Here is a 12280-nt window from a genome sequence, read left to right on the forward strand (position 1 = left end):
TTTATTATTAACCAATCATGATTTTGCCTTTTGGATGACGGAAGGGATCTGGTTTACGCCTCATGGCAATGGCAAAAGCAATAGTCAAAGGCCCCAATCTACCTGCAAACATAGTGAAAATAATGAGTATTCGGCCGATAGGAGATAATTCTGGGGTTAAACCCATTGAAAGACCTACGGTAGCAAATGCCGAAGTAGCTTCAAATAATATCATTAAGAAATCTCTACCATTTTCTGTGATGGTCAGCAATATGGAAATGGTTAATACTAAAAATAACCCAATTATAGTAACTGTTAATGCTTTAAATATTGTTTCAATAACAATGCGGCGACGAAATAAAACTACATCTTCTTTTCCTTTAATCTGAGTCCAAGCAGTTCCTATAAGGGTGGCTAATGTAGTGGTTTTAATTCCGCCACCAGTCGAGCCTGGAGAAGCCCCAACGAACATTAAGAAGATGATAAGCAACAAACTTGGTTGTGTTAAGTCAGGAATGTTTAAAGTATTAGCTCCTGCTGTCCTCGGAGTAACTGATTGAAACAAGGAAGACAATACTTTTCCAGCGTAAGATAAAGGCTGTAACGTTTTGGCATTTCCATATTCAAATATGAATATTAAAATGGCCCCTCCTATTGTTAGAATTAAGCTAGTCATCAATACAACTTTGGTATGAACGGATAACCGATGGGTATCATGGTATTCGTATAGTTCATTCATAACGATAAAACCAATTCCACCTAATGTTATTAGGGCAGCTACAGTAAGGGTTACGATAGGATCTTCTGCATAAGGTGTTAGACTCCTAAACTCTCCCATTAAATCAAAACCCGCATTATTGAAGTTAGATATCGAATGAAAAACGCCATAATAGGTTGCTTTACCAATTGGCATATCGAAAGAAAAACGAATAGATAATATAACGGCACCTAGGATTTCAATGACAGCAGTGAATATCAAAATCCTTTTTACTAACCTAACTACACCTGCCATAGAGAAGTTATTTAAGGATTCTTGTAGCAATAATCTGCTTTTTAATGAGATTCTTTTACCTAATAAGAAGAAGAAAAATGTTGCAAATGTCATAAAGCCTAGGCCACCCACCTGAATGAGTGATAAAATTACTAACTCTCCAAACTTGGTAAATGTCGTTTCTGTATCAACTACGACAAGTCCTGTTACGCATGTAGCAGAGGTAGAGGTAAATAAAGCATTTAGAAAAGAAAGACCATTCCCATCTTCAGTGGAGATTGGGAGAGTTAACAAATATGAACCAATAAGTATCAAGGCGGCAAAGCCCATTACAAGAATTTTTGGTGGATCTAAAAATTCTATTGATTTTTTCAAATTAATCATCATCCTAACTGTAAATTAGTTATTAGGGGTACGAAAAAAACAAAAATGTACATTTGAACGGTGAAATGTGAATATTGCCAAAGGAAAAGGAGGGCCTTCTGTTAGATACTCTGTTTCTACAAATTGACCCAAAACAAACATTAGAGACTATTTGACATTTGGTTAGTATTTCACCTGTGCTTCATTCCATTCTCCTTTAATGTAGATAACTCTGAACATTACTGAAACTACGGTTCCATTCGGAAACAAAAGTAGACCAACGTTTTCTTTTCCCATGTATGCAGTAATAATTTGGTGTCTACCCAAATCCGGCGGTTTATAATCACGCGTAGATACAGGTGATTTGTCATTGATGCTTGAGTTGGAAAGTACCGATTTAGGCATTGATCTAGTAACGTCCAAAGGGCGGCACAATATATTCTTCATAACCCATCGAGTTACTGACTCGTACCTTCTTGCTTTATCGTAGAAACGTAGTTATTTAACCTATCCGTTTTCCTGAGTTTTAATCCTTTTTTTACATGAAATTCATTTACAATTGCTGTACACAGGAGTATTATAATCACAGTTTCAATTTCTAAATCGCTGAAACCATAGGTACGGGGGAACCATTTTTGTGGGGTGTTACTATACCCAAGGGGTGAATCCTTTAAAGGTAGGGCTACTCAAGGTCCGAATCCGACAGCTAACCTCGTAAGCGTTAAATGAGAAGGAAGGTGGAGCTTGTGACACACGAAAAGTGATGTGCCTACAGGTCTATTCTGTAGGCACTTTTTTATATTCATTTAAAATTTTATTGCTCTTTTGAGTAAATACTGTATGTACAGGTAAATATTAACTCATAAAAACTATTAGGGTGGTTTGGAATAATGATTTCACTTATAAAAAGGATGTTAATTGGGCGACCTCTGAAATCCAATGAATTAGGAGAACAGAGATTAAACAAAAAGAAAGCATTAGCAATCCTTTCTTCTGATGCTCTATCATCAGTGGCATATGGTCCTGAACAAATTTTGATAGTATTGATTACGGTAGGTGCAGCAGCATTTTGGTATTCAATTCCTATAGCAGTTGGTGTATTAATTCTTTTAACAGCTCTCATATTGTCTTATAGACAAATCATTTTTGCATATCCTCATGGCGGTGGTGCGTATGTGGTTTCAAAGAGCAATTTAGGTGTAAATCCTGGTTTAATAGCTGGAGGTTCCCTATTGGTAGACTACATACTAACTGTTGCTGTAAGTGTGTCTGCTGGGACTGATGCTTTAACATCTGCCTTTCCCACTTTACACAACTTTAATGTGGAAATTGCTATCTTATTTGTCATTTTTATTACAATTTTGAATTTAAGAGGAGTAACGGAGTCTGCTTCAATATTAGCCTACCCCGTTTACTTATTCGTTTTAGCGTTGTTAATTTTAATTGGTGTGGGTATTTTTAATATTCTAACTGGAGGAGTTTCGCCTGAATTGCACACCCAAATAGGTACACCTGTGACGGGAATCAGTTTGTTTATTCTTTTAAGGGCGTTTGCTTCAGGAAGTTCCGCCTTAACAGGGGTGGAAGCCATATCGAATGCCATTCCTAACTTTAAAGACCCAGCACCTAATAATGCTGCTAAAACATTAATGGCGATGGGAGCTTTGCTTGCCATACTATTTTCAGGAATTGTATTTTTAGCCTATTATTATGGTATTACTCCAAGTGGAGAGGTAACCGTTGTTTCCCAAATTGCCGAAGAAACCTTCGGGCGGAATTTCATGTACTTCTTTATACAAGGAACCACAGCATTGATATTAATCCTTGCTGCGAACACTGGTTATTCTGCTTTTCCATTGTTGGCAGTAAATCTTGCAAAGGATAAGTTTATTCCAAGGGCGTTTCTAATGAGAGGAGACCGATTAGGATATTCTAATGGGATTATCATACTTGGAATTGCTTCAATCATTTTAATCCTTGCTTTCCAGGCAGAAACGGAGCATCTTATCCCACTTTACGCAGTTGGTGTATTTGTTCCATTTACTTTATCTCAATCGGGCATGATGGTTAAATGGTTACGAGAGAAGCCGCATGGGTGGGTACCAAAATTCATTATTAATACTACGGGCGCCGTTATTAGCTTAACCGTCACATTAATATTCTTTTTAACAAAATTCTCACAGGTTTGGTCAATCTTAATCTTTCTACCTATCATTGTCTTTGTCTTTCATAGAATTAGAATGCATTATGAAGCTGTTGGAGACCAACTTAGGCTTACAACTTGTGAACCATCTGCGACCATTGACGGTAATGTTATGATAGTGCCTGTTGCTGGCATGACTCATGTTGTAGAGAATACCTTAAATTATGCTAAATCGCTTTCTCCGCAACAAATGATTGCAGTGTATGTTGCATTCGAAAGAGAAGACGAGAAGAAATTTGAAGAAAAATGGAAGAAATGGCAACCTGAAGTAAGACTGGTGACACTACACTCTCATTACAGAAGTATCATCAACCCACTTACAAAATTTGTTGATACTGTAGAGAATAAAGCAAGGGAAGGGAATTATCGGGTAACTGTAGTTATTCCACAATTTATTCCCAAAAAAGGCTGGCACAATATACTTCACAATCAATCAAGTTTTCTTATTCGAGCCTTCTTACTGTTTCGAAGAGACGTGGTTGTAGCAACTGTACCTTATCATTTGAAAAAATAAGGACTTGATATAATTGTACTTCTTAATGCTATAGGTAATTACCAGAGCTGTTAAGAAGCACTTCTTATAGAACTAACGGGTGCGTTAGCTGAAGATCGGAGCTGTCTTTAAGGCAGCTTTTTCTTTATGCAACTATCGGGGCTGGTTAGGGAGCATTCGATAGATATAGCTATCATACTGAGGGAGTTGAACACTATTAAAACTAAAATTGTTCAAATGATGAAATATTTTGCTACTTCTAGCATCATTATTTACCATTGACATTTGTTTTGAAAAAGATTAACATGAAATCAACTTCACATGAAGTTAACTTCATGTTAAATAAACTTCACTCCAGGTGAATAAGTTGGTTAGGAGAGGTATGATTGAAAAATCTATTCATACAGCGTTTTTTAGTCTCAACTGTGATAATTATATTGGGAATCATTCAAATAATTCTCGATACATCACTAAGATTAAATTTTGGTTATATCATAGTATTCCTAGGTGGAATAATTTTGTTGTACTCAACAATTTCTTACATTACATCCCGTAAGAATAAATCACTAGAAAAGGAATTAGCGAAGGAGTACGACGAAAGAGATGCTTTAATTGATGGGAAAGTTGCTCGCTTTTCCTTGCATATTCTTATGTGCGAAATTTTTATTCTTATGTTTATAACTAATTTTGTCGTTATCCCAACAAATACTGCATTATTTGTTGTCTTAGTATCATTAATGATTAGTCAAATTGGGTCTAGAAAGTATTACAATCTTGTCCTTTAATTCGGAGGATATATGAAAAATAGAGTAAAAGAATTGCGAATAGAAAATGGAATAACGCAACAACAATTAGCTGATAAAGTAAGTGTATCTTCAAGAACAATCATCTCATTAGAAAAACAAAAGTATAATCCATCTGTGCTACTTGCGTATAAAATAGCTTCAGTTTTTAATTTATCAATTGAAGAAACTTTTATTTTTGATGAGGATGACAAATAATACTTCTCACCAAGATGCACATATTAAACAAACAACGGAGGAACATAAATGCTTATTGTATTATTTATTTTTGGGGCTGTTTTAATGGTTTGGGGTATTTATCGTATGAAAACAGATGATGGCTTATTTGGAAAAAACCAAAAGAGTAAAAACATATTCAATTTACTGCTAATGGGAGAAGCTTCAGGATTAGGGCAATTTTTGAGTGGAATTCTGTGTATTATTATAGGGATTATCGTATTTATTTTGAATAAGTAATATATAAGAATTTTCAATTTTCCACTGAAATATTGTGAATGAAATCACTTAAACAAACAGGTGCGTTAGCTGAAGATACGGGGCAGGTTAGTTTAATAAGAAATTTATAAAATCCATGCATTTCCGTCAAATAAAGTTTCTTATAGTCAATAGGATACAGTCTACACAAAAATGCCATCCATACAATAAAGCGTATGAATGGCATTTATTATGTGTAAAGAATATTAGTGATTTTTTGTGTTAGATAGTTGATCTTGGGTTCCATTAGATCATCATTCACTTTTAATACGTGTTGCGGAAGAAATAGTTGAACCTTTTGTAAGTGATAAAAATCACGCAGTGCTTGATCAATTGTCAGTTGATTTGTCATTAAATATTTCGGATCAAATAATGTATTAAATAAATGATTTTGTAAGATTATGATGGTTGGATTAATTTTGTTGAACACATTCTGCTCCATCCCTTTTGTATAATATGCTTTTAGCTGTTCATTTCTTTTATTTAGTTCAACCGTAAGCTTTACATATATATCAGGATATGTGTTTTTAAGCTCTTGTAAAAATTCATCGGTAATAAGCAGTGCTAATGAAACCGATTGTTCAAAGTGTTGCTGGAATCCATTATAAAAATTAAATTCCTGCTCCGTATTTTCCATTCCCTTTATATACGTAATCAGACCATCCGTAAATCGCCCAATAATTTCTTCTTTATTTGAAAAGTATTTATATAAAGTCGCTCGACTAACATCCATAAGTTTAGCGATGTCTTCCATTTTTAAATGTTGAAAACCACTTTTTCGGATTTTACCAATCAGTTTAAAAATCAATTTATCTTGCATTTCTCTACGTTTCAATAATAGTACTTCTTCATGTTCCATCTGTAAGCCTCCTCAATATATTTAGTATAACAAAAAATAATTTCTAACACACAATAGACAAAAAATACACTTTTTGTCTATTGTGTGTTATGTTGTGTTTGTAATTTAAATTTTCACGAGGAGTGAACGATATGAAAAAAATAAAACTTGGTAATACAGATTTAGAAATTTCAGCAATGGGACTTGGTATGATGGGGATGTCGCCAGGTGTTTACGGTGAAATTAACGATGAGGAATCAATCAAAACTATCCACCGTGCATTAGAGCTAGGCATCAATTTACTAGATACAGCAGATACGTATGGCAACGGGCATAACGAGCAGCTATTAGGAAAAGCGTTAGCAGGGAGACGTGATCAAGCAATTGTTGCAACAAAATTTGGCTTCGGTCCAAATTGGCAATTTGTAGGTGGTCATCCGGACTATGTGAAAAAAGCCGTTGATGAAAGCTTAATGCGTTTAAATTTAGATTATATAGATATTTACTATCAGCACCGCGTTGATCCAAATGTACCGATTGAGGAAACAGTTGGTGCGATGGCAGATTTAGTACAAGCAGGTAAAGTACTTTATTTAGGACTATCTGAAGCAAATTCTGAACAAATCCATCGTGCTAACACAGTACATCCGATGGCAGCTTTACAAACTGAATATTCATTATGGAGCCGAGATATTGAAGCGGATATTTTACCGACAGTTCGTGAATTAGGAATGACACACGTTGCATATAGTCCACTGAGCCGTGGCTTTATTTCTGGTCAATTACGCAAATATGAAGACCTTGCACCAGACGATATGCGCCGTTTTTTACCACGCTTCCAAAAAGAAAACTTCCAGAAAAACGTGGATATTGTTACGAAACTTGAAGAAATGGCAAGAGAAAAAGGCATGAGTGTACCACAACTTGCAATCGCTTGGACAATGGCTAAAGGTGCTGTACCAATTCCAGGTACAAAGCGTGTGAAATATTTAGAAGAAAACGTTAAAGCTGCAGAAATCGAATTAACAGATGAAGACTTAGCTCGATTAGATAAGGTTAGTCCTGAAAGTGCAGTAAACGGCACCCGTTATTAAAATTAGCAAGTCCTATTAAGGAATGATATTTTTCTTTAATTCTCATCTTGTAGCTTTTAAAAAAAGTTTGATAAAAAACATCTCTCTTCTATGTAATCTTTGATGAGATGTTTTTTATAGGATAATTTTGTTGGGATTATTAGAAAGATTGTGAAAAAAAGCACTTAAACTAACGAATAGGTAAGAGGACCACAAATTAGACATATTAAAAATGTGTGGTCCTTTTAATATCAAAGGTCAAACTCACCTTACCAAAATATAACATGTGATCGTATCAATCTGGATATTTTGAATTTGCTATCTATACACATTCAATTATTTCTCTTTTTGTATGTCTTCCCAAGGTTCAAATGAAAAGGGAATTCCAATCATTTTAGCAGTCAATTCATCATAGGAAACTAAATCTTTTTTTGACAACTCCTTTAAGGAACGTTTCCCCATCGCTCTTAATGCCATTTTCATTTCTTCTATACTTGCTGTAAAGAATTTCTCTGCTGCTTTTACTCCATCTTCTATCTTAAATTGATCCTTGAATTTACCTTGATTCCAAACAACTTGTGTAGGTGGTTCAAAGGGAAGAGCATTCAATGCTTGACTATGTGAGACAGCAAATAATATGGCAGATCCTACATAAACAGCATCAGCACCGAGTGCAAGTACTTTTAAAAAGTGCCCAGGTACTAATAGCCCTCCTGAGACAATTAAACTAATTTGTCCCTTCATCTTTCTCTTTTCTAAATGATTAACAGCCCGGACAACTGCATGCAATGTTGGTATTCCCATGTCATCGGATAAAATGGGGGGGGCACCGTGTGTGGCTGCTTGGCCGCCGTCAATCGTAATGAAATCAACACCGAGTTCAATTAAATGATCTATATCATCTTCGATTTTTCCACCTGCCCCCATTTTTACACCAATGGGAACACCACCAGTTATGCTCCGAAGTTCATTAACAAGGTTTTTAATATCTTTCAATGTTTGATTTTCAAAAAAATGTTCAAAAATGACTCCATCCTCATTTTCTTTAAGCCCCATCACTTCACGAGCCCGACCTGTTAAATTTTCGGGTGAAATTTTTCCACCCATCCCAGCTAGTGCGCCCTGTCCGAACTTAATTTCAATCATGTCGGCACGCTTAATAAGCTCTTCTTCCTTTGACCATTCTGTTTTTGAAAACTGTAAAATATATTTTCCTGCTTTATCTAATTCTTCGGGTATTACTCCGCCTTCTCCGGAATTAATCGCGGTTCCTACGTTTTTTGCTGCTTCTGCCAAAGATAGCCTTGTTTGTTCACTAAGTGCAATACCATAGGCCATCCCTGTAATCATAAGAGGAATTTTTATTTTCATTGGTTTTTTTGCTTTTGGTCCAATGGTCACCTTAACATCAACGTCTTCTTCACCATCAATAGGAAATGGTGTCGTTTGTGCAGGGATAAAGGTAATGGGATCCAAATGCGGCCATTTTTTTGAAGAGCCAAGTGGTCGATGCAGGACGTCGCCTGTTTCTGCACGTAAGCTATTTTCAAGCATATTTTGAACGCCCATATGCCTTAGTCCTGGCATCAACTCCATAATATTTTCTTGATAGCTGTCGGTTAAAATGATTTTCCCCATTTTCTTAACTAAACGTTTCATTATCCAACGCCAACCAATAAGCATGAATAAAAATAGGACAAATATTATTGCAACCATTACAAAAGATAAATACGATAGGATGTTCGACATATTCACTTCTCCACTATCAAATTAATTTAACACCTCAATATTATTACTGTTTCCTGAAAAGGAAAGTTTTGTTATTTTATAAAGATATCACTCACAACTTTATAGGGTGAAAGCCAATGCAGAGAGCAATTGAAAATACAAGCAACATCAAATGATTTTCTGAGTTTTTTTCAGCCCTTAACTAAGTAGATATAAAGGAGATACTTTTCATGAACTTACTAGATGATAACGCTCACCGTCCTTGGCCAATACCTTCAAATAAGTGGATTATGCGACAATCTTGGAGAAATCTCTTGTTTATCCATTGGCCTATTCCAGCTGAAACACTAAGGCCGCATATTCCTCCTCATTTAGAAATTGACACCTTTGATGGATATGCCTGGTTGGGAGTTATTCTCTTCGTTATGGAGGGAATTTATCCTCGTGGATTGCCATCTGTATCACTAACCCCTAAATTTTCAGAAATCAATGTAAGGACATATGTTCAATGTGATGGTAAACCCGGTATCTTTTTCATGTCTCTTGACGTTGAGGACTGGACTTCCTATACAATAGCCAAGAAATGGTTTCGTTTGCCCTATTATTCTGCACAAATTTATTTAGAAAAAAAAGGAAAAACCTTTCATTGTCAAAGTATTCGTAAAGGAAAAACAAATACTCCAATTAGATTTAATGCAAAGTACGCTCCAATACCAGAAGTTCATTTTCCTAAAAAAGGAACTTTAGACCATTGGCTCACAGAGAGATATTGCTTGTATAGTACGGATAATGGAGTCAATATCTATTGCGGAGAAATACACCACCGTCCTTGGCCGCTACAAAAAGTAGAAGTAGGGATATGTACGAATACACTTTTTACTCCCTTTAATTTTGACCTTACTGAAGTCAAACCGCTGTTTCATTTCTCTAAAGGTGTTGATACACTTATATGGAATATTAAGAAAACACGGTTCTAGTGTAAAAAGATTCCTTTTAAATTCGGGGATTAAGAAACTTCACTTAATTTATCCCTCACATCTAAAACTTAAATGTGATCGGAATGCAAATAAAAAAGAATCCATTTTATTTAATGAGTAATCCCCTAATGGTCGTTTAAATATTATAAAATAACACATATCGTGTAAGTAATTTTGAACCCCACCGCAAAATTCATAAAAATCATTAAATATTGTCTGAGGTATTTTTAATCAAACTTTATTTGAATTCAACACTTAGCTTAAGATCGGAGTTGACTTTAAGGCAGCTTTATTTAACTATCGGGTGCTTTACTTCAATTAGTGAAGTTGCTGAGGGTATTCAACAATTCTGCCCCGTTAGCACTATAAAAAAGCTGCCAAAATGGGATATGTTTTTTACTTATCTTAAAAAGAAATAAATGGTTTGTTTATATAGAAATAATGGGGAAAATTAATTATTCAATTGTAGATGTTTTTTCACAAGGAAAATATACAGGAAATCAACTTGCTGTTTTTTACTGGTAAGTAAGTGAGGAGGGGAAAACAATGAATCCAGTTGTTGGTCTGGATGTGGCAAAAGGAGAGAGTCAAGTTCAGGCATTTTTAGATCAATCTAAACCGTATGGGACGAGCTTTTCAATGAAGCACATCAAAGAGGAATTAGATCATTTTTTTTTGTCTTTTTAAAAGAGGTTGAAGAGGTGAAAAGGCAGATGCCTATGTCATTTTAGAATCTACAGGGCATTACCATACTCCTGTTATTCAATACTTGGAGGAAGAAGGAATTCTATATATCTTACTAAATCCGATTAATTCTTATCAGGCAAAGAAGACCAGTTTACGGAAGGTAAAAACAGACGCTATCGATGCGTACCAGTTGTGTGTGCTGACAAAGAGGATTTTGAACCTCATAAAATTAGAGGAATTCAGCTATTAGACCTTCGGAATCTGTCAAGACAACAGGAAATCGTAACGAATATGTATGTGGAAGCTAAACTTCAGTTTCACACATTTTAGATCAAGTGTTTCCTGAATACCGGAAGGTTTTTGGGGATCTATATTCAAGGGTTTCTTTATTGATATTAAAGGGATATCCCATTTCAGAGGCGATATTAACAGCCGGGGAAAGTAAGCTAGCAGAGAGTGTTATAGAGTTCTGTTTATTTTTGAAAAAGCGTATGAACCGTCCGAAAGTGAACAGCTATTTTAAGTGAAATGGTGATGAAAACAGTTGAGAGCAAAGAGTATAAAAAGTTAGCAGAAAAAGAGAATATTATTGCTATCGATGCAAACATGAATAAAAATAAAGGTGGAATGTTCCCCTACTATTTTGGAGTAAGTGTCCGTACTGATATACAAACCTATCTGTTTGCTTGCAGTAATGAACAATGCTCAGAAATGGAAAGCGCAGGAACGACTTATTCCATATATCAAGACGAAGAACTCCGAATTCCATTTGAAAAATAGAGAAAAGCCAAAAAATAACTGAAATCAAAGAAAGCCTACTTCCTTAAATAGCAAGGATCGTAGGCTTTCTTTATTCTTAGGTGTTTAAATTACAATTTTAAAGTTAAACTCCATTTTGTTCCAAAGATAATTAAAACGGTTTTTAATTCTGGCGTACGTTTTACTTGCTTCCGTCATAGTCTATTTTTTTACAACATAGAGTATATTTCTTCTTATGCGAGAAATGATAAATCTGAGAGAAGGGTGGGGCGGTTCATATTTTTTTCTCCGGTTTATTTAAATGGAAACGTTATTCAAAATACCAGCAAACAAACCAAAATGTTTATTCAGAAAAACTTAGTTCGATAGATCATTATCCGCTGTATCCTGATTTATCGATGAATATACAAGTACTTCAGCAGATGTTTCACCATGCTCCGGATTTGGTGATTCGCCACTTCGAATTCGCCGGAATGGGAACAAAGGCAGCTTTAGTATACGTAGATGGTTTAACAGATAAAAATTCAATAAGCAATAACGTTCTGAGTGCCGTGATGCAATCCTCTTTCGACCCAAAGAAGGGATTGCCTACCACTGTAGGGGATGTTGAACACGTCCATTCATGGAAATCCATTGAAAATGCACTTTTTGCAGGTGACAGCGCCTTATTCATCAAGGGGAAACTAAAGCGTTTCTTTTGGATACAAAAGGCTGGCCTCAAAGAGCGATTGAAGATCCGAAGTTAGAAACATCACTGAAAGGTGCCCACCAGGGATTTGTAGAGACCGGAAGTCAGAATGTAGCAATGTTGCGAAGGTATATTCCTAACCGAGAATTGATCATAAAGGAACTTACAGTCGGTGTTCGCGGAAAGTCAAAGGTCTTTATCGTTTATTTGGGAGATGTTGCTAG

9 protein-coding genes, 2 pseudogenes and 1 riboswitch are annotated in these 12280 nt (G+C 35.5%); of the genes and pseudogenes, 8 read left to right on the top strand and 3 right to left on the bottom strand.

Annotated elements, in window-relative coordinates:
* Nucleotides 1–7: 7 nt before the first annotated feature.
* Complete coding sequence (locus tag BW986_RS24880; RefSeq protein ID WP_464683591.1) at nt 8–1300, bottom strand: TrkH family potassium uptake protein; 1293 nt, start codon at nt 1298–1300, stop codon at nt 8–10.
* 627 nt (nt 1301–1927) lie between these two features.
* A riboswitch (cyclic di-AMP (ydaO/yuaA leader) is annotated at nt 1928–2070 on the top strand.
* Nucleotides 2071–2223: 153 nt separating this feature from the next.
* Between BW986_RS24880 and BW986_RS24885 the strand changes: the two genes are divergently transcribed.
* The 3 genes from BW986_RS24885 to BW986_RS24900 all read left to right on the top strand — a co-directional run bounded on the left by BW986_RS24885 (nt 2224) and on the right by BW986_RS24900 (nt 5288).
* Complete coding sequence (locus BW986_RS24885; protein ID WP_076371842.1) at nt 2224–4050, top strand: APC family permease; 1827 nt, start codon at nt 2224–2226, stop codon at nt 4048–4050.
* 776 nt (nt 4051–4826) lie between these two features.
* A complete protein-coding gene (locus BW986_RS24895) occupies nt 4827–5030 on the top strand; it encodes a helix-turn-helix transcriptional regulator (protein ID WP_056522061.1) in 204 nt (67 codons plus the stop codon).
* Nucleotides 5031–5078: 48 nt separating this feature from the next.
* Nucleotides 5079–5288 (top strand): hypothetical protein, encoded by a 210-nt coding sequence (locus BW986_RS24900; protein WP_076371846.1) that lies wholly within the window; start codon nt 5079–5081, stop codon nt 5286–5288.
* Nucleotides 5289–5496: 208 nt separating this feature from the next.
* On the opposite strand, the gene BW986_RS24905 is transcribed toward BW986_RS24900, so the two are convergent.
* Nucleotides 5497–6165: a TetR/AcrR family transcriptional regulator gene (locus tag BW986_RS24905; RefSeq protein ID WP_076371848.1), complete on the bottom strand. Its 669-nt coding sequence runs from the start codon at nt 6163–6165 to the stop codon at nt 5497–5499.
* Nucleotides 6166–6296: 131 nt separating this feature from the next.
* Between BW986_RS24905 and BW986_RS24910 the strand changes: the two genes are divergently transcribed.
* Entirely contained in the window at nt 6297–7238 is a 942-nt protein-coding gene (locus tag BW986_RS24910; RefSeq protein ID WP_076371850.1) for an aldo/keto reductase, read from the top strand.
* Between the two features lie 315 nt (nt 7239–7553).
* Here the strand turns inward: BW986_RS24910 and BW986_RS24915 are convergent, their stop codons facing one another.
* Nucleotides 7554–8966 (bottom strand): FMN-binding glutamate synthase family protein, encoded by a 1413-nt coding sequence (locus BW986_RS24915; protein WP_076371852.1) that lies wholly within the window; start codon nt 8964–8966, stop codon nt 7554–7556.
* Between the two features lie 209 nt (nt 8967–9175).
* Between BW986_RS24915 and BW986_RS24920 the strand changes: the two genes are divergently transcribed.
* From BW986_RS24920 to BW986_RS24935, 4 genes and pseudogenes are all read left to right on the top strand, one after another.
* A complete protein-coding gene (locus BW986_RS24920; protein ID WP_076371854.1) occupies nt 9176–9922 on the top strand; it encodes a YqjF family protein in 747 nt (248 codons plus the stop codon).
* A 546-nt stretch (nt 9923–10468) separates the two neighbouring features.
* Nucleotides 10469–11082: pseudogene (locus tag BW986_RS31435) on the top strand (IS110 family transposase); the annotation flags it as partial.
* 61 nt (nt 11083–11143) lie between these two features.
* Nucleotides 11144–11389 (top strand): hypothetical protein, encoded by a 246-nt coding sequence (locus BW986_RS24930; protein ID WP_076371856.1) that lies wholly within the window; start codon nt 11144–11146, stop codon nt 11387–11389.
* A gap of 401 nt (nt 11390–11790) precedes the next feature.
* Nucleotides 11791–12280: pseudogene (locus BW986_RS24935) on the top strand (spore germination protein); the annotation flags it as partial.

This window comes from Peribacillus simplex (genome assembly GCF_900156045.1).
Lineage (GTDB): Bacteria > Bacillota > Bacilli > Bacillales > DSM-1321 > Peribacillus > Peribacillus simplex_D.